The 19,158-nt window shown below is 35.7% G+C and carries 14 protein-coding genes and 5 pseudogenes; 7 read left to right on the plus strand and 12 right to left on the minus strand.

Annotation, left to right across the window (positions count from 1 at the left end; translation table 11 throughout):
• Nucleotides 1-127 precede the first annotated feature (127 nt).
• The 3 genes from AAGD90_RS04225 to AAGD90_RS04235 all read right to left on the minus strand — a co-directional run bounded on the left by AAGD90_RS04225 (nt 128) and on the right by AAGD90_RS04235 (nt 4,357).
• Nucleotides 128-1,210 (minus strand): hypothetical protein, encoded by a 1,083-nt coding sequence (locus tag AAGD90_RS04225; RefSeq protein WP_341821706.1) that lies wholly within the window; start codon nt 1,208-1,210, stop codon nt 128-130.
• A gap of 197 nt (nt 1,211-1,407) precedes the next feature.
• Nucleotides 1,408-1,863 carry an Hsp20/alpha crystallin family protein gene (locus AAGD90_RS04230; protein WP_341821707.1) on the minus strand — a complete coding sequence of 152 codons (456 nt, stop codon included), beginning with the start codon at nt 1,861-1,863 and terminating at the stop codon, nt 1,408-1,410.
• A 496-nt stretch (nt 1,864-2,359) separates the two neighbouring features.
• Nucleotides 2,360-4,357 (minus strand): hypothetical protein, encoded by a 1,998-nt coding sequence (locus AAGD90_RS04235; protein ID WP_341821708.1) that lies wholly within the window; start codon nt 4,355-4,357, stop codon nt 2,360-2,362.
• 684 nt (nt 4,358-5,041) lie between these two features.
• Here AAGD90_RS04235 and AAGD90_RS04240 point away from each other — a divergent pair.
• From AAGD90_RS04240 to AAGD90_RS04250, 3 genes and pseudogenes are all read left to right on the plus strand, one after another.
• Nucleotides 5,042-5,399: pseudogene (locus AAGD90_RS04240) on the plus strand (transposase).
• A gap of 131 nt (nt 5,400-5,530) precedes the next feature.
• A complete protein-coding gene (locus tag AAGD90_RS04245; protein ID WP_341821709.1) occupies nt 5,531-7,822 on the plus strand; it encodes an ankyrin repeat domain-containing protein in 2,292 nt (763 codons plus the stop codon).
• A gap of 27 nt (nt 7,823-7,849) precedes the next feature.
• A pseudogene (locus AAGD90_RS04250) lies at nt 7,850-8,682 on the plus strand (IS5 family transposase).
• Between the two features lie 820 nt (nt 8,683-9,502).
• On the opposite strand, the gene AAGD90_RS04255 reads toward AAGD90_RS04250, so the two are convergent.
• A protein-coding gene (locus AAGD90_RS04255; RefSeq protein WP_156518142.1) for an IS630 family transposase occupies nt 9,503-10,362 on the minus strand; the annotation gives its coding sequence in 2 pieces (ribosomal slippage) (nt 9,503-10,038 and nt 10,038-10,362; 861 coding nt in all).
• A 103-nt stretch (nt 10,363-10,465) separates the two neighbouring features.
• Here AAGD90_RS04255 and AAGD90_RS04260 point away from each other — a divergent pair.
• The 3 genes from AAGD90_RS04260 (at nt 10,466) to AAGD90_RS04270 (ending at nt 13,127) form a co-directional block, all read left to right on the plus strand.
• Entirely contained in the window at nt 10,466-11,452 is a 987-nt protein-coding gene (locus AAGD90_RS04260; RefSeq protein ID WP_341821710.1) for a hypothetical protein, read from the plus strand.
• A gap of 64 nt (nt 11,453-11,516) precedes the next feature.
• The gene (locus tag AAGD90_RS04265; protein WP_341821711.1) at nt 11,517-12,233 is read left to right on the plus strand and encodes an ankyrin repeat domain-containing protein; all 717 of its coding nucleotides are present in this window, start codon (nt 11,517-11,519) and stop codon (nt 12,231-12,233) included.
• 34 nt (nt 12,234-12,267) lie between these two features.
• Nucleotides 12,268-13,127, plus strand: a protein-coding gene (locus AAGD90_RS04270; RefSeq protein ID WP_156518142.1) for an IS630 family transposase whose coding sequence is annotated in 2 segments (ribosomal slippage) — nt 12,268-12,592 and nt 12,592-13,127 — 861 coding nt in all. Because the reading frame shifts where the segments join, the coding sequence is not laid out codon by codon here.
• A gap of 28 nt (nt 13,128-13,155) precedes the next feature.
• Here AAGD90_RS04270 and AAGD90_RS04275 read toward each other — a convergent pair.
• The 4 genes and pseudogenes from AAGD90_RS04275 to AAGD90_RS04290 form a co-directional block, all read right to left on the minus strand.
• A pseudogene (locus AAGD90_RS04275) lies at nt 13,156-13,359 on the minus strand (hypothetical protein); the annotation flags it as partial.
• Nucleotides 13,356-13,841: a phage tail protein gene (locus AAGD90_RS04280; protein ID WP_410529994.1), complete on the minus strand. Its 486-nt coding sequence runs from the start codon at nt 13,839-13,841 to the stop codon at nt 13,356-13,358. The pseudogene AAGD90_RS04275 and the gene AAGD90_RS04280, both read right to left, overlap by 4 nt.
• A 19-nt stretch (nt 13,842-13,860) precedes the next feature.
• On the minus strand, nt 13,861-14,178 hold the full coding sequence (locus tag AAGD90_RS04285) for a hypothetical protein (protein ID WP_341819738.1): 318 nt from the start codon (nt 14,176-14,178) through the stop codon (nt 13,861-13,863).
• Between the two features lie 96 nt (nt 14,179-14,274).
• Nucleotides 14,275-14,616 (minus strand): annotated as a pseudogene (locus AAGD90_RS04290) (major capsid protein); the annotation flags it as partial.
• A gap of 327 nt (nt 14,617-14,943) precedes the next feature.
• On the opposite strand from AAGD90_RS04290, the gene AAGD90_RS04295 reads away from it, so the two are divergent.
• Nucleotides 14,944-15,776 (plus strand): IS5-like element ISWpi1 family transposase gene (locus AAGD90_RS04295; RefSeq protein WP_341821712.1). Its coding sequence is split into 2 segments (ribosomal slippage): nt 14,944-15,313 and nt 15,313-15,776, totalling 834 coding nucleotides; the frame shifts between segments, so codons are not numbered across the junction.
• On the opposite strand, the gene AAGD90_RS04300 is transcribed toward AAGD90_RS04295, so the two are convergent.
• From AAGD90_RS04300 to AAGD90_RS04315, 4 genes and pseudogenes are all read right to left on the minus strand, one after another.
• Nucleotides 15,751-16,422, minus strand: a complete 672-nt coding sequence (locus AAGD90_RS04300; RefSeq protein WP_341821713.1) for a recombinase family protein — start codon at nt 16,420-16,422, stop codon at nt 15,751-15,753. The two genes, AAGD90_RS04295 and AAGD90_RS04300, sit on opposite strands and share 26 nt — an antisense overlap.
• Before the next feature lie 317 nt (nt 16,423-16,739).
• A pseudogene (locus AAGD90_RS04305) lies at nt 16,740-17,198 on the minus strand (maturase); the annotation flags it as partial.
• A gap of 409 nt (nt 17,199-17,607) precedes the next feature.
• Nucleotides 17,608-17,820: a hypothetical protein gene (locus AAGD90_RS04310; RefSeq protein WP_341821715.1), complete on the minus strand. Its 213-nt coding sequence runs from the start codon at nt 17,818-17,820 to the stop codon at nt 17,608-17,610.
• Nucleotides 17,821-18,344: 524 nt separating this feature from the next.
• Nucleotides 18,345-19,001: an exopolysaccharide biosynthesis protein gene (locus tag AAGD90_RS04315; protein ID WP_341821716.1), complete on the minus strand. Its 657-nt coding sequence runs from the start codon at nt 18,999-19,001 to the stop codon at nt 18,345-18,347.
• Nucleotides 19,002-19,158: the final 157 nt, after the last annotated feature.

Genomic DNA, 19,158 nt, shown 5'->3' on the forward strand with positions numbered 1-19,158 from the left:
AAAATAACGTAAGTCAAATATAACCTTACCCACATATCTTACCCTATTCGGACTATTAGGAGAAATGCTATACTTTAGAAAAAGCTTAACTGAACTTTCATTCGTTCTTACAGCACATACTTACTTTTCAATGACCAATTATATGGCTATTGCCACAAATAGGCGTTCTTAGGCCTTGAAGATGACTGTTTACTTTCAGCGAATCGTCTAAATCATGCTCTATTTTTTGTGTTGCCATCTCAAATTTAAATCCCAATTTTTCACAGAATTTTTGAAAATATTCTCTAATAATAGAGAGCAAGTTTCTATCTCCCTCTTTATAATTTTTTAATTCCTTGGGAACAGTGAGTGATAATTTACCGTCTTTATAGGTTACACCATCTTTTCCATCTTGAGACTCAAGTGTAAATTCCAGTGAGGTGGATAGACCACATATTTTTTCCCCTGGATTATCAAATTTGGTCACAGGTATTTCCATATCAGACTTTACTCTTATGTTATTATGGCCAGTGTAATCAATATTCATTACTTTGTCAGGGTCTTGCGTTGTTAATCGATAATTGCTAAGTGCAGAGTGATATTCAATAAATATACCTGCCAAGTATCCTGCTTGATTACAATTAGTAACTAGTTCTTCTAAGATAGGGTCACTCGGAACTTCTGCTTCAGCATATTTAAACATTTCCTTAAAAACTTCTTTTACAAATGGTCGGTAGTTCTTATTCTCATCTCCTACTTTGAGTAATAGATGCATATGCTCTCTTCCAGCATTGTAAAATCTCTCAAAATCTCTACCGTACGAATTGGTTTTCTGATAATCAGGAATTTCAGGATTTTCACAATGACTTTCCCACAATTCACTTAACGCGTTATGTGCAAGTTCCTTTTCAAGATCCTTTAGGAGTGAATCAACAAAAGCCCTACCATGATCTGTATCTATTTCTCTTTGTTTTTTTCTTGCGGTTTCAGTACTATATATATCATAACCATTAAAAAGGTTGCTTTTGCAATATTTAGCTCCTTCCATTAACGCAGAGGTTAAAACTGTATCTATAATCTTTCCATTAATAACAAAGTTCATTCTTGGAAGATCAAAATACATTGTTTCACCAGAGTTTGCTGATTTATTGCTCTCGCCAGCCTTTAATTTACTAAAGCCAAATTCTTTAATTTTAACCTTCAATGTAACTATTGGATTTGCTTCTGTCATAGTCCGTACTTATTAAAGCCCCTAAGCTTGATTATAACATAAGAACCATTAATAGATTATTAACAACACCTAAACGCAACAAAGGCCTTACACCATCTGTACAACAAATACGCAAAGACAATAGAACTTTATTATATTCTATCTATAATGATTCAAAATAGCAAGCCTCAAACTAGAAGCCTGCTACCACTTACTGGTTACTTTACATCAATCTTCTTGATGTGTTTCTCTGACTTAGGTATGGTTACATGTAATACCCCATCTGAAAAACTAGCAGATACTTTATCTCGCTCCACATTTACTGGAAGCTGAATAGACCTATAGAAAGAGCCATAGTACCTTTCTCGATGATAAAACTGCTTATCTTTTGACTCGTTATCACATGTCTTTTCACCCTTCACTATTAAGCTATCGCCAGATATACTAATATCTATGCTTTCTTTGGAAATACCTGGTAACTCTAATGAGAGGCAATAGCTTTCCTTTGTTTCATAAAAGTCACAAGCTGGTAATAGACTGTTGCTTCTTCTGGAAAGCTCTGGATTCCATCCTGTAAAGAAGCTATCAAATATGTCATCAACGGCTCTTTGTAACCCTCTTACACTAAAGTTATCACGGTTATTGTTTTTATTTGAATGAACTATATTGTTCATGTTGTACCTCCTTTCACTAATACATGCATTACGTAATCATTCTACTTACTAATTTCAATCCTAAATCTAAAGTCAGAGCTTTTGTGAGATGTAAAAAGTTGTTCCAATTTACTATGACTTGATTATGAGAAAAAATCTTACTTGGATTACCATAGGTAATGCTATAAACTAGATTAATTGTAACGCTAATTCTAGATTAAAAAGGGAATAGAAACAATGCAACAGAGAGAGATTTTGACTAGTGTCATTGGGATGGTGCTACTGCTAAGTGGTGTTGTATCACATATTATGAAAATGCATACTATGGGAGCAGTTATAATGATTATTGGATTGGCATACACAAGTTTTGCGTTGTATAGTACCCTAGAATCGAGCACGAAGCTAGAAAGGGTAGAACAGCCTTTCCGGTCGAACGTAAGAGAGCATTCCTAAAAAACACAGATATCAATTCTCTAGAAGAACCTCTCTACTAACACAAGACTTAACCCTTCCCAACCTAGGTTACCTGAGTTCGTGAAGCTGTATGACTAATACAATTTTCGATTTCTTCAACATTACTCAGTGCCGTACTCGCCTTACAAGAACAGTAACACCCTGCTACAAGAGAAACCAATGCAGCTACAGCGAGTGAAATACATATTGCTAAATAAGACATTGTTAAACTTGCACTAACAGCAAATGCTCCAGACAATACAAAAGAGACAGAAGCATAGGCTATGTGCTTTCTGCTCTGAGCGCTTATTGATGAGAGCTCTTTGTTTTTACCGTTCAGTTCTTCATTTTTACTTTGAAGTTGTTTCTGTAGATCTTCAACTCGCCCCTCTTGTCCTTTACTTTTGGTTGTGGATTCTTGCAGCTTTGTCTTTAAGTCATTATTTTCATGTTTTTTAAGCTTGAGCTCACTCTGTAGTTTGATGTTTTCTTCGTTAATTCGAGATAACTCACCAATTTTTTCGTCCAAGCTTTGCTGTGTATTATCCAGCTTTCCTTGCAATTGACTATTTTGTCTATCTGATTGAGATACTTTATCTTCTAGCATACTAGCATCCTGTTTTGCTTGTTTTAATTCTATCTCATCGTTTTTGAGTCGAGATTTTGTTTCATCAACTTCTCTAGTAAGCTTAGTTACTTGATCACCCAATTGAGAGGCCTTCAATTGTTCTTGTGCTAACTTTTCATTTACGTTATCCAGCTCTTTCTTTTTCTCTTCAAGTTGACTGTCAAGTGAACTTTTTTCTCTATTCAAGTTATCTACCTGATCAGTGAGATTATTAATCTTCTCTTCTAGTCCGGTGTTTGTTTTGTTAAGCTCCTCTACCCCTACAACCATCTTATCCAGCTCTTCTTTGCGCTCGTTGAGTTTACCTTGCAGTTCTGGTTTCTCTTGCTCTAATTGAGCTTGTACAACGTCTAACCGACCTTCCGTGCTTTGAGGCGACTGATGAGTTTTTTCATGCAAGCTTTCGGTTTGCTGTTTTACATCTGTATCCATTTTACCATCCATTAAATCATGGCTTATAAAGTTCTGTACTAAACTCACAGTTCTATCTAACATACCACTTTTTTCTTCTTTCGCAACAGTTTTTCTGCCTTCAAGTTTTGCTATTTTTTCACCTAAGATTTCCCGTATATGAGAACCTTGCTCTTGTCTATGACCAGCACCAGTTTCTGTTCTTCGAGTTCTATTCTTCTCACACTCTTTGCTACTTTCATTCGCAAGGGGTTGTACTACTACTTTGTTCACGCTTATTTCTACTGGTTCGAGTGCTGCAATTGTAACGTTAGATTGACTTCTTTCATGTTTCGTTTCTTCATATAATCGTTTACATTCTTTGTAAGATACCATTGAGTCTAGACCTTTTTCTTTTACTGTTATATCATAAAATTTCCTCAATTCATCATCCAATAGTATCAACATAGCATCTTCTCTTTTGGCTGGTGATTCACAATATTTTTTACCGAGTAAATCAGCACGACCTGACACAATACTTCTAACTACCTCTTCTTTCCGTGCTTTAAACAATTTCTCTAGTCCATCTATATATTGACGGGTTTGCTCGAAAAGCTCTTTATTAGGCAAACCACCTCCACCCGGTAAATTGAGAGGGCTATTTAAAATACTTTCAGCTTCTTTTTTTATCTCTGCAAGTTCGTTAAAGACTATTTCTAGGTTCATACTTTGCAAGATATCAGTAGATTCGCGAATTGCTTTTTCTCTCTTGCTAGCATTTTGTGGTTTATAAGATATTATATCGCTAACTTTACAAAAATTACTATTGGGGTCTTTCTGCGCAATCGAAGAAACAATGTTTGTTACAATCAACAGGTTTGCCGGATTAGCCATTTCGCTTTTAAAACAATCAACGAATTTGTTCCAGACTTCCTTCCTCAAAGGCTTGCTTACTGTATCTTCAAAACATTTTCTATTTTTAAATCCTAAAACAGTGTAGATACTTCCTCTAAATATTTTATTACTGCTATTTTCTAATGACATAACAACTTTACCTCAACACTATACAAATTAACCTTTCGGAAAAAACTTAACACAAAAGCTAGTAACCAACAAACAAAATCAATCTAATTAAAGACAAAACCAAAGCTTCGGCCAATTGTAGCAATATTCTTCTAGAAGACAACATAATTGTTAGAATTATAATAATGATTAACTCCGTTAATACTTTAAATCAAAATTAGTGGAAAATACTCAGACCTGCAGCGTTAGAAAAGATAAAATTGTTTACCTTGTCAAAATTGTAAAAAAGATCCCATCTTTGCGAGAATAATTGAAACAAAAGCGGCATTGTGAAAATAAAAACTTAAAATTCCTGCAACAAAGTTAGGCAAGTAAATTCGTATGTAAATTTAGCGAAAGTGAGCCAATATAGCTCGTTTTGCGGTATAGTAGAATTATTATAAAGAAAAGTTCGCACGGAACATTTGGTAGTCCAACACAGTCCAAAACAAACTCTTCTCATAAAAGCTAACATTTGTTGCTCGGCATAGTTAGGATATTTGTTCTTTTAACATTTTAGTATAAGCTTACTTAAGGATGTAGGAAAAAGTCAAGGCCGTTTACAATTAAATAGCAAGTTTACTGTCCCAAATGTGGGAGGAAAACCCTGGAGTTGAAGTCCATCCTTTCAAGAATATAATTTTAAGATGAAAAATTTGCAAGAATGTGGAATATTATAGAAAAAGCAGTCACTCTGCATATGAATGTACATATCACATAGTGTGGATAACAAAATATTGATATCCAGTATTGGTTGTAGATATAGGGCAGAAAACTAAAGAAGTTGCGGAAGAGTTAAGTATTAGCAAGTTAGTGCAGTTAATAAGAGAAAAAAGTTCCAGAAAAATCCACCAAAGCTTTCCAGAGTTAAGAAAAAGATACTGGATTATTGGCAGCAGGCTACTTTGTCAGGACTAGTGGAAATGCAACAGACAAAATGATAAAAAGTTATATTGAGAATCACCCTAATAAAATGGGTAAATTGTTTGACTCTCTAAATTTTTCTGCTATCATTAGAGCTTAATGTAGTTGGGTTGATGAGTGTTAGAAAGAAAAAGATATTTGTTTGTTGCAGGTTTCTTCCGAGAGTTTTTTTCTTCGATAGAAGGTTCTCGAACGTCCATAAGAGCTGAATCTAAAGATTCCAAAGCCTTAGTGAGTGAAGTATTGTCGTTCATATCCGGAGCTGGTGTAGGTGTAGGGGTTGCCTCTTGTGCTTTTGGTCTTGGGGCTTCTGCTTCTGTTATGGGTGCTGTACCTTCATCAGCGTCTATTGCTAGGTACATTTCTTCTCTAGTTGCAAGTTTCATTTGTGATGACAAGCTTAAAAATATTAAATTTGTTAACTTAGTTGATAAGGTTAGTAATGATGTATTAGAGGATCTTGTAATTCGGTGTGGAATCGAGCTTTTCCAAGCTTTTCAATTTCAAATTCTTCGATTCACTGGTAATGAGATAAATGAGTCAGTTCTGGGAAAATTATCGTGTGCTGCAGCTTGGAGGGCAAAGGAATACCTTATTAGGACTGGCCCGTCAGAGCTTTCATGTGATGAAATGATAAAAGCTGTTCTTTTAGGTAAACTTAATGATATGCGCTATTCTCATTCGTTAGCTTTTACACACAGTTCACAAACCATATGTGCTAATCAAGTTTACGAAAAAACAGCCGTCTTAGTTTCTTCTTCGTTAGTGTTCTCATATTCTCAATCTTGTATTCCTGAATACGGCTTAAGAAGCCCCTTAGTCTTTGAAAAAGATGCTTTTGAAGGATTTCCTCAAGGTGTAAGCTATTATGTTAAAAAGATAGATCTCTTTCCATCACAAAGTCTACATCCCTGTGCTTCGCAGCAGATCGATTTTGAACGTGAAGTTGAATTAATAAAGGAAAGCATCTCGGGGATGAAATTAGCAACAAAGTATGATACTAATGAGATTAAAGTCTTATTCACAGAATTACTAGCTGAGTTCAAGCAAAGGAGAGGGATTGGCCAATCGCAAGGTCCTGATGATGGTAGAGGAGGATCTGGAGGTCACGGTGGTGGATCTGGAGGTCACGGTGGTGGATCTGGAGGTTACGGTGGTGGATCTGGAGGTTACGGTGGTGGATCTGGAGGTTACGGTGGTGGATCTGGAGGTTACGGTGGTGGATCTGGAGGTTATGGTGATGTTGTTGTTGATATATCAGAAGATATGGACATCTCCTTGAGTTCATCTGATAATAAAGTGTCTAGACATTCCTTAAGTAGAAAGCGAAGAAGTGATTTGCCTACAGAGGCTAATAAAAAGAAAAGATGTATTGAAGGAGAGGAAAAAAAATCTCAGCATTTTGTCGATGATGGCAAGCTAGATAAAGTAAAGTCTTCAGTCAAAGTCGTGCATAGATTGAGTAGTACTAATACACAACGTGTATACGGTAAAAATCTTGATTTGATTTACGTAAACAGTTATTTGGGCCAGACTTTTGTTCATGAAGCTGTCTGCAATTTTAGTTATTTGAAGGTATCATCACTGCATATACGGGATAATACTATGATAAATTTAGCCGATCGTGATGGTACAACCCCTTTTCATTATGCCTGTACAGTAGGCAATTTACAAATGGTAGAGCTTCTGCACAAATGTCAAGCTAATCCAAATTTGACTGATAATTTGGGTAATGATGCCCTCTGCTATTCTGCCTTCAATGGTCGGCTCGAAATAGTGAAGTTTCTATTCGCACAAGGTTATGGTTTTAATTTGGGATATAAAGTTCCTCCTCTTCATCTTGCTGCCCTCGGTGGTCAAGTAAAAACTCTGGAATTCCTCTTTGAAAAATTTAGTCGTTGTATGAAGGAAACTTCTCATGATAATAATCTGATTCATTTTGCCATTGCAAGTGGTAAAAGGGAAGTAGTAGATTTCCTGATCAAAAAAGATCGTAGTTTGTTGGATAAAAAAGACGATACTTGTGTAAGTCCCACTATTTTTGCTGTTCTACATGGTCAATTGGAGGTATTAAAATTTCTGATCAAGGAGGGAGCTGATATAAGTGCAAATGATTCTGGTGGAGCGAATGTTCTTCATCATGCCGTTTTAAGTGGTAAATCAGATATAGTAAGTTTTTTAGCAGAAAACTATCCTGAGTTGATTGATGTAACTGACAAGTACGGTATTAGTCCCTTTGGCTATAGTATGTTAATGGATATGCAATCTATAGGAGAATTTCTTTTTAAGCAGCTAGTTCACTCTAGTAGAGATGGTCTATTAAGTATAAATACCTTGGGTGTTATTGTTCAGCATGGTCATTTTGCGCTAGCAGAAATTCTCTTGAAAAGCTCTCTTCAGCACATGAAGAGGGTTAATAAAGATGGCGTGACTTTTCTTATTATGGCTATCCTTTCATCTGGTGAATTAAAATTAATAGAATTTCTGGTTAGAGGTTGTCCGGAAACAAGTAAAAGGCTATAATATCTGAAATTTTAGTACGGGGTAAAGATGAGAAAAAAGTATCCAACAGATCTAAGCGAAAGGGAATGGGCAAGAATAGAAAAACACTTCAGAGTATCATACAAGAAAGGAGGAAGGCCGCAAAAGTATAGCAAAAAAGAAATATTAGAAGCAATTTTCTATGTATTGCGTACAGGGTGTCAATGGCGGTATTTACCAAATGATTTTCCGCTATGGAAGACTGTGTATGAGCAGTTCAGGCAATGGAAGAAGCAGGGAATTTTTGAGAAAATGAATTATGAAATTACAAAATATAGTAGAAGAAAAATAGGAAGGAATGAGCAGCCGAGTGCCTGTATAGTAGATAGTCAATCTGTAAAGACTACAGAAAAGGGGGGATCAAAGGCTATGATGGAAGTAAAAAAGTAAAGGGTAGAAAAAGGCATATAATTACAGACACTCAGGGTTTTATACTAGGTTGTTACGTAGGCGCTGCTAACGAAAATGATAGAGATGGTATTAAAATAGCATTAAACAATATGAGAACAAAATATACTAAAGTTAAAAAAATGTGGGCTGACATGGGATACCAAGGAAGAAATTTAAAGAATCACATAAAGGAAGAATATGACATAGATATTGAAATTGTTAAAAGGCCTCCATGTAGATTTTGGGTGCACAAAGATACGCCACCTGAGCTACTACCAACAAGAGAACAAGGGTTTAAAGTACAGCCAAGAAGATGGGTTGTAGAAAGGACTTTTGCTTGGGTTAATAGGAATAGAAGGCTATCGAAGGAGTATGATTTACTCACAACATCCACTGAGAATTTCATATACCTAGCTATGAGTAGGGTTATGTTAAAGAGGGAATATGCTTGAATTTACTAGTTTCCCGACAACCTCTTAAGCAAGATACTAATCTAATTAGTATGCCTGATAGTGAAGGGGTCACACCTATCTACTATGCTATCTTGCTTGGCAGATTAGAGTTAGTAAAATTTCTAGCCAGACAGGATCCGCATTTAGCTACATCACCCGATAGAGATGGCATTTTCCCTATTGATTTTGCTGCTTTTCTTAATAAGACGAGGATTGTAGCGTTTCTAAGTACCCTACATTCTGGGTATGAATGTCTTGAGTTTCTAGCGCAGCATTACCCTCACTTGCCAACTTTGTGTTGTGAACAAGGTAGAACTTTTTTGGATCTAGTTGGTGTTTGTAGTGAGCTTAATCTTATAAAACTTTTGCTTAAAAAGCGCCCTGATTTATTAAGGGCACATGATATGTATGGAATGGCTCTAATTCATTATTCTATTTCATTTTCCAGGCTAGAAGTAGTAGAATTTCTATTAAACATTCAACCTGGTTTGATCAGATTCCCTAATAAACTTGGTCTTATTCCTATCAAATTCGCTATCTTCAATAACGATCTAAAAATGGTAAGCTTTCTTAGCAGAAAGGACCCCACGCTTATTATTGACAGTCATCAGAATAGGGATTTGTTTTCTTGGGCTATCATGTTGTGTCGATTGGAATCATTAGAATCTATATTTAGAATACACCATAATGTAGATAAAGAGCTTTTAGCATTTCTATTAAGCTTTGCCTATGAAAATAATAGATTTGAAATAGCAAAATTTCTAACTACGTCGTTCCCTTTTTTAGAAAGTATAGCATTTCTCATAATAGTCCGAATAGGTCATAGGAAGGCAGAATCAACAGCACGACGAAAGGATTCGAATAGAGGAATGTTTTTCCTGGCTCTGTTTTTTATAGCAAACCAATGATGCTCAATTTTGTTAAAATCTGGAGAATAAGGCGGCAGATACAAAATTTCTGCACCGACTCCTTTAGCGAGCTTGATAAGCTTATCAGACTTATGAAAAGTAGCATTATCAAGAATGACAGTTTGTCCAGGTTCTAAGATCGGTGCCAAAAATTGCTCAAACCATCCATTAAAAATATCCATATTACAGTGGCCTTCAAATGTTAATGGAGCAACTATCTTTCTTCTACTTAAGGCTGCAACCATGCTGATTCGTTGAGTTTTTTTTCCAGATTTTAGGGCATAAAATCGCTGTCCTTTCTGGCAATACCCATATGGATAGTCCTCCGTGTTATCAATCCCAGACTCATCTATATACACTAAGTTTTCTGGTTCTTTTGTTGCTATAATTTTTAAGAATTCAGCACGTTTTTCTTCGTTCCTTTCCTTGTATCCATATGTCTTTTTTTGCGCGTAAATCCAATTTTTCTGAGAGCTCGGTGGATCGTTTGGATACTAACGTTGCCCCAAAGTTTAGCCATTTCCGACAGAGTTTTTCTACCGTGTTTTTTAGCAAATTCGATAAACTTATTCCAGTCGATAATTTTCTGATTGTAACCTCCATTACCGAGTTTTTTTGACTGAAAGTCGCCTGTTTCTTTTTTTCTTTGCTGCCACTCCCACAAAGTAGTTCGTCCAATTTTAAATCTTGCTGCCACTGCTTCTCTGCTTTCCCCTTCGTCTAGTGCTTCCATTGCTTTTTTTCTTAAATCATAACTATATGCTGCCGGCATCCAACCTCCTTATCGCCATCTATCCTTAATCTTATCATATCCGGACTTCTGTGGAAAGAGCTATAGATATTTTGTAAGCTCTATTGAAATTCAAGATAAGGCATTGCAGCGCATATTACAGAACATAAACAATATTCTTGGATATGGCAACCAAATACGAGATGTGGATGATCTCCTTACACTAGAATTTGCAACATTAAATGAGTGTTATGATTACTGCCTTCAATATCGGGACATACTCCTCGCTGCAAAGCAATATGGTCTTCATAATTGTAGCAATCAAAGTTTTGCAGTAACCTCCATGGAGGTAATCCATGAAGGAGATAGAACAGGTTACAAGTGTGTGAACAATGTATTAACTGAATTTAAGCAAAATGTAACATCAGATACAAGTCGTCAGGTAACTTTAATTGTTAATCTAGGTAATAATCATTGGGTTACATTAGTGATTATTTACCGAAGTGAGAATTACTTTGCGTACTATGCTGACTGCTATAACATGGGCGTTGAAGCCGGTGTAAGTCGTTCAGTTGAGGATGTCTTAGGAGAAAATGTTAGAATCGAAGATGTTTCCACTGTGCAGGAAGGAGACTATTATGATAGTGCCATCTGGGCATTAGAAAATGCTCAAGCTATTAATACAGCTTTGCTAGAAAATAGAAATGTAAATGGTTGTTTAAGGTCTCATATGGATAAGAAAATTAAGAGGGAAAGTATCTCGCTGGCATTAGAGAGAGAAAATAATTCAGTATATCTACCTATTCAAATCGAGATACCTGATCAAAGTCGAGAACAGATTTATAACTTACTCATCAAATCTTTAAAACACAAGAGTGCGAGAAGGGCAGAATTGTCTACATGTATGGTAGAATGCTTTAGGGTGTGCGATCCTGAACTTTTTGGAGAAGAAGGAGAAGAAGTTACTATATCTCGTGTAGAGCGTATTCCTGCTTCAGGACAAGAAGCACCTATTTTGCTTAATGTTAGTGGTTCTAGTAATTTTGGTAACCCGCGTTCTGCCTTGGAAGTTCCTGAAGCTAGTAGTGTTTTTAACCATAACCGTTCAGGCGCCACCAACTCTAGAAGATGAGTTATTTCACGTAATTTTGTACTATCACGCTTGCATAACACCATAGGTTTTGGCTGCCTGTTTAATGTGCACTATTGGTTTAATTGATTACTTAAAAAGTCCAGAGCATCAATACATTATATTGCGGATAAACAATAAATTTTACAAAATCGATAGTGCAAATCTAGAACTTAAACATATAGAAACAAATCCTAATTTTTTCAGATATTACAAACCAGATGAACAAGGATTACAGATTTACCATAATCAGCCAATTAATAATAATGATATTGGTTTAGTCGATTTCAGAGATAAATCTATATTAGGTTTTGATGCAGAAGTTATTAATGATAGCTTAGTTCTATTACATAAAAATAATACTCTAATAAAAGTAGAGAATTGGAATACCTACCAGCCAGCAAGAGAGATGATATTTGCTTTTAATGATACAATACTCTCTAACTCGAAATGTATAATTTCTACTTGTAACTCAGAAGATATTATAGGGGACCTTAATAAAGAAAAAGTGGTTGTATTAAAAAATCAGATGTTTAATGCTATAGTACAAAATAACATCAGTGAAGCTGAAGACTTAATCAGAAGAATTGGAAATATTGATACCGAAAATAAGCACGAATTAACACCTTTATATGTAGCTATTCAAGAAGGTAGATTAGATGTGGTTAAGCTTCTTTTTAATAGAGGATCCGTTAATGTTAAAGACAAAGATATTCATGGTTGTAATTCTTTACACTGGGCTGCTCAAGAAGGTATAGCTCTTTCCACAGAAGTCCGGATATGATAAGATTAAGGATAGATGGCGATAAGGAGGTTGGATGCCGGCAGCATATAGTTATGATTTAAGAAAAAAAGCAATGGAAGCACTAGACGAAGGGGAAAGCAGAGAAGCAGTGGCAGCAAGATTTAAAATTGGACGAACTACTTTGTGGGAGTGGCAGCAAAGAAAAAAAGAAACAGGCGACTTTCAGTCAAAAAAACTCGGTAATGGAGGTTACAATCAGAAAATTATCGACTGGAATAAGTTTATCGAATTTGCTAAAAAACACGGTAGAAAAACTCTGTCGGAAATGGCTAAACTTTGGGGCAACGTTAGTATCCAAACGATCCACCGAGCTCTCAGAAAAATTGGATTTACGCGCAAAAAAAGACATATGGATACAAGGAAAGGAACGAAGAAAAACGTGCTGAATTCTTAAAAATTATAGCAACAAAAGAACCAGAAAACTTAGTGTATATAGATGAGTCTGGGATTGATAACACGGAGGACTATCCATATGGGTATTGCCAGAAAGGACAGCGATTTTATGCCCTAAAATCTGGAAAAAAAACTCAACGAATCAGCATGGTTGCAGCCTTAAGTAGAAGAAAGATAGTTGCTCCATTAACATTTGAAGGCCACTGTAATATGGATATTTTTAATGGATGGTTTGAGCAATTTTTGGCACCGATCTTAGAACCTGGACAAACTGTCATTCTTGATAATGCTACTTTTCATAAGTCTGATAAGCTTATCAAGCTCGCTAAAGGAGTCGGTGCAGAAATTTTGTATCTGCCGCCTTATTCTCCAGATTTTAACAAAATTGAGCATCATTGGTTTGCTATAAAAAACAGAGCCAGGAAAAACATTCCTCTATTCGAATCCTTTCGTCGTGCTGTTGATTCTGCCTTCCTATGACCTATTCGGACTATTATGAGAAATGCTATACTATTCTAGCTTCAAATCTTGCTTTCAGAGCTAATTCTTCTGTTCCTGGATCTTTTCCTTGCTCTAGACTTGATAATTCTATAAATACTGCCGGTGCTACTAATTCTTTCCTTATTGCTGGATATACTTCGCATGTTTGTATCGCAGAAATTTCTTTCTTCAGCGTGGTACAAATTTTATCATGTAAATCTTTCAAATTCATCCTTTATAGCTCAATTCACGTTCAAAAAATTTTGTAAACACTTTCTCAACCTCATAATTAACAAGATCTCTCATTACTTTTGATGCTTCTGGTTCCAATGGCAATTTAACTTCCTTTATTGGCAATGCTGCTCTTCCTTCACGTTTAAACATACCGCTATTTCCTTTTGGCATAACTGCTGCAAATCCTCCTATAAACTCATGCTTTCCTACTTTCGATCCTCTTCTTGTTTTTTGTATTTTGCCAATTGTCGATGCTCTAATGTCATAGAGATTTGCTCTAATTAACACTTCTAATCTGCTAGTTTTCGCCTTAAAAATTCTTAATCTCTTTCTTATCAAACTTAATTTTATCTTCTTTTCCTCACTGATTTCCTTAGCTGCTTGCGCTTTTAACCATAGTGCTGTTCTATTTAGTGCTTTTATAGCTGCCAGTTTTACTTTCTGCTCTTTTTCGTCAATATTGTAGACTATTTCATTAATATTGTTACTAATTTTAATATCAAACACTTTCTATTGCCTCAATTTTCCATATTTCACTCGAAGAATCTTTTAACGGTGGTTCAAAAATCTTGTAGAACCTTTTTTCAATCTTGATATAATCACCTATGCTAAAGGAAGTAACGTCCTGATCACGTATTTCTATAGAAGCAATTTGCTGAGTTAATGCTCCATCTGCACCTAGAGAGTACGTAGTCTCAGGACGTTTTATTAGCACTTTTATTCTACGAATACCCTCCTTATTTCGATTACAATATATGGCTTCCACTCCTAGATGCTTAAAACAATCCTCCAATAATCGCTTAATATTCTCTTGCATATTTCTTTTTGATATACTAACCTTTACATGCTAAGAAAGCGCATACCGGTAGAGTCGTTCTGTGCCTCACCAACTTGTAATTACTCTACCAGTATGTTATGCTATAGCGACTTTTACTAATACGCCAGGTCTATGGCACATTGGCAGAGGATTTGACTGCGTATGTAAATCAGTTCCTCTATCAAACCTCCTTGGTTCTTGTTTTGCATAGAGTGGCTGTCCAAGAGTATTTACTGTCTCATTAAAGTCTGCTGGTGCAAAATATGTTGTAAATGTGCTCGCTGTTCCTAGTGGAAAACAGTGCCCTGTATCTTTGTCAATAAATCTTCTAACCGTTCCTTCAGGGTCAGTTGCTTGCCCTCTATATTCCTCAAACGTTATGCCACAAAATGTAAACCCTGACCTCATATCATTTCGAAGTGCTGCTCCTTCTTGCCATCAACTATGTTTTTTAAAATTTTTTGAATTTAGTCTCATTTGTTGATAATTTTGTATTTTTATTCAATTGAAAAATGTATTTTGGTAACAAAGATCCTAGTTTATACAGAAAGAAATTTATATCAAACAGCAACCACTGCTTAGATTTTATGGTTAACGAATATGTGCTTTAAATGTGTGTAGACGCACATATCCGTTAACCTATTTTCTATGCAGATTTTTTTTTATTTCATATTAATTGCTTCTTTAAGTCTTGCATTGGCAATTAGAGGTTGTCCGGAAACAAGTAAAAGGCTATAATATCTGAAATTTTAGTACGGGGTAAAGATGAGAAAAAAGTATCCAACAGATCTAAGCGAAAGGGAATGGGCAAGAATAGAAAAACACTTCAGAGTATCATACAAGAAAGGAGGAAGGCCGCAAAAGTATAGCAAAAAAGAAATATTAGAAGCAATTTTCTATGTATTGCGTACAGGGTGTCAATGGCGGTATTTACCAAATGATTTTCCGCTATGGAAGACTGTGTATGAGCAGTTCAGGCAATGGAAGAAGCAGGGAATTTTTGAGAAAATGAATTATGAAATTACAAAATATAGTAGAAGAAAAATAGGAAGGAATGAGCAGCCGAGTGCCTGTATAGTAGATAGTCAATCTGTAAAGGCTACAGAAAAGGGGGGATCAAAGGCTATGATGGAAGTAAAAAAGTAAAGGGTAGAAAAAGGCATATAATTACAGACACTCAGGGTTTTATACTAGGTTGTTACGTAGGCGCTGCTAACGAAAATGATAGAGATGGTATTAAAATAGCATTAAACAATATGAGAACAAAATATACTAAAGTTAAAAAAATGTGGGCTGACATGGGATACCAAGGAAGAAATTTAAAGAATCACATAAAGGAAGAATATGACATAGATATTGAAATTGTTAAAAGGCCTCCATGTAGATTTTGGGTGCACAAAGATACGCCACCTGAGCTACTACCAACAAGAGAACAAGGGTTTAAAGTACAGCCAAGAAGATGGGTTGTAGAAAGGACTTTTGCTTGGGTTAATAGGAATAGAAGGCTATCGAAGGAGTATGATTTACTCACAACATCCACTGAGAATTTCATATACCTAGCTATGAGTAGGGTTATGTTAAAGAGGGAATATGCTTGAATTTACTAGTTTCCCGACAACCTCTTAGCCGACGACACACTTCCCCAATACTTGTCCTTTCTCTTCCTACCCACAAAAATACTTTCCGAACAACATTAGCTTCTTCTTCGTTTATTTCAAATAAAGCTTGTCCTCCTCCCATATATTTATCTATATAACGATAACCATAAGGAGCTCCTCCCATTACGCTTACACAACCTTTATTAGCTGCATAAATCTTTCCGCGACGACTTCGTTCCATAATTTTCGCTCGTTCATATTCTGCTATCATACCTTGCATTTGTAACAGCAATTGAGATTCTGGATTATCGTTAATCTCATAATTTAAGAAAACCGCTTCTGCTCCTGCTTTCTCAAATTCTTCAAGTAATACCATTTGATATGCATATTTTCTAGATAAGCGATCAGGTGAATGAATGTAAATTCTATCAATTTTACCTTCTGTTACTTTATCACGTAACTTTTCTAGATCAGGACGGACTAAATTAGATCCACTGTAGCCATTATCAATAAATTTATACTCACTTAATAATTTGTATCCATCCGTACTAATTTGCTTCTCTAAAGCTGCAACTTGACTTGCTATTGTATTTTCTTGTGCTTGTTTCCCCGAAGAAACTCTTGCATATAAACTCACTATTACCATTCGATCCTCCTTGAATCCCATTTTTATGTTTTAAATTTTTTTGGCTTACTTGCTTTGACATGGCTTTTTCATAAGCATCTAACAAATACTTTTCTGCCAACCGGTTAGTTTCATAGCTATAGCTAATCCGTATAGCTAATCTCTTATTTCCCATGAACTTTCCTTGAAATAATATGTTCATATCATTCATTGAAACTGATGGTTAATTGATTGTTGGCACTATAAATAAATGGCACTCTTGTTTTTGGACATAGAAGTTTTCGAGAAATGCTTTTCTCTAATTTTACGTTTTTTGCAACATTGTTGGCGGGGTAATTAAACCATTTTGTACCTCTGCCTTTTTGCATTACTGCTCTTAATGCAGTGTGGCATCCACGCTTTGGTCGAAATCCATGTGAACATTCACTAAATTTAGGCTCATAGTAGGCTTCCAATATTAATCGAATTACTTCTTGAAGTAACTTATTTGACCATGTTGGCAACCCTAACGGCCTGCGTTTACCACTCTTCTTTAAAACATAGATACGTTTTACTGGTGTCCACCGATATCGCTCATAGCGTAAACCCTCTATGATTTTATCGATCTTTTCCAAAGACATACCATCAACTGTTTCAACTGTCACACCTTCTGTCATAGCACCTTTATTACGACAAAGTTTGCCATACGCCCGAAGGTAAAGATCACGCTGATAGAGTAGGCGATATACGTTTTTAACCGGCAAATTTCTTTTTCCACGTTCACGTATAATGTTAAGTATTGTTTCAGCTTTCCGCATCTTGCGTACCTCCCAATTTCAACATTCAATTATCTGTCACCCTTTGCCCTGTATGTGGCTTTCCCACACTCCCCGGTGATTCGTTACTTTCACGACTACTACGATGACTCCGTAACCATAGAACTCGCGTTCCTTAGGTCATCCCATGTTCCGTCACTAAGAACTGTTCTAGATCAACTTAGGTTTTCTATTCATCCTCTTAAATAAGTTCACTACTTATCGTTCTACAGCCAGAATGTCACACAAACGAAAGTTTAATTTGTGCTTACTGTAGACATGGGGTTTTGAATGTGATACCCATGGATGTGAAATCCCACCCCTGAAGATTAGAATTCAAGCAGTTTAGCTTTAACCATATTGATCAGGTGTTGCAAGCCGTTACCTTACACATCTTCAGATAACTCTCGCTTTACATACATGCTCTTGTCCTCCTTCCCTTTCGGGTTAAAGTTAGTTGTTCACCTCGAGGCCATTTATTCTGAACCCCGCTTAGCTCCGCTAAGTATTTCTTAATGCGTACCACGGCGCACCCTTTCTCATCACTCAAGGTTATAATTTTAACATTTTCCAAATTTGATATTGATGTGCCGTGATTATCTTTAAACTCTACATTAGGTGTCATATCACTTCATATTAATTAAAACGAAAGGATACGCAAAAAAATATATTTTTTTATTAATACATGATGCAAAAAGAGCTTTATTCTATTTTAAATATAGAATTGCAATGAATTTTCCTTTTATTTCCAAATAAACTAATTTTCACTCTTTAACATTAATTACCACTAACTCAAATAACACAACCATTTCCAGCATTCAAAACCAAGGGTCGTGAGAAGAGTTTGTTTTGGGATGGATTGGACTTCCAAACGATACATACGAACTTTTTTATATGGTGATTTTATTATACGCTGAAATCACCTATATTGGCTTACTTTCGCTAAATCTACATATGAACTGTTTTGCCTAACTTTGTTGTAAAAATTCCAAGCTTTTACTTTTAAAACGCCGCTTTTGTTTAAATTGTTCTCACAACAGTACGTACTTTTTTATGCTTTTGAGACACAAACAGTAAACAAAAGAATTTGCTTCCACACTGGTTGCCATGGTATTTCTATAGAATATCTAATTTGCTAATAGCTCAAGATTAACCGTATGCAAAACTCTTGAGAAAAGAAAACGCACTAATTATAAGCTGTGGACCTTTTACTATTACAATAAGAGCAAATAATATTCCACACAAGGATACCAACACTCCAAGTATCGAGACAAGCCCGTCTTTATTCATAATACCAAGTGAAATAAGAGTCGTACCGATTGCTGGAATGAAGTGAGTCAACGGAAGCGGATTGGCTATCACCAATACGCAAACCAGCATTATAAATGCCAAAATCTTTTCACCTGGCCCACAGAAGATAAAAGACATTCTCGGTTTCATGAACTTTTCTATTTTTTTTAATGCAGGTAAAGTTTTTTTAACCACAAGGGCTAATGTTGAACGTTTAAAGGATTTCCTTTCCAACCAACGTGGCATCCAGGGAGAATGAAACCCAAGCAGAAGTTGTAATGAAAACAAGATTAAAGGTATAGAAAGAATAGTTGTATAACCAGGTGGAACCGGTATAGGCACCGATAGCGGCAAGGAGAAGATGATCATTAAAATACCAAAACCACGTTCTTGTAAAGCTGTTTTAATGTCAAACAATGTCACTTTATCACTATCAGCAGTACCAGTACCTGCAACCTCTTTTAGAATATCAGATGCTAATTTTTTATCTTCAGTCAAATTCTTACCCCTTTTCACAATTACCTTTTAACCAAACGACCCAATAATTAGCATAATCACTACTATAACACAACATCTATTCTTGATTTAACTGATTCATTCCTCTTTGAATTTCATACTTATGGTCTTATCTGTTTCGATACAAATTTTCGTTATTAGAAGATAAATGAGGTAT

The organism is Wolbachia endosymbiont (group A) of Ischnus inquisitorius, assembly GCF_964026985.1.
Taxonomy (GTDB): domain Bacteria; phylum Pseudomonadota; class Alphaproteobacteria; order Rickettsiales; family Anaplasmataceae; genus Wolbachia; species Wolbachia pipientis.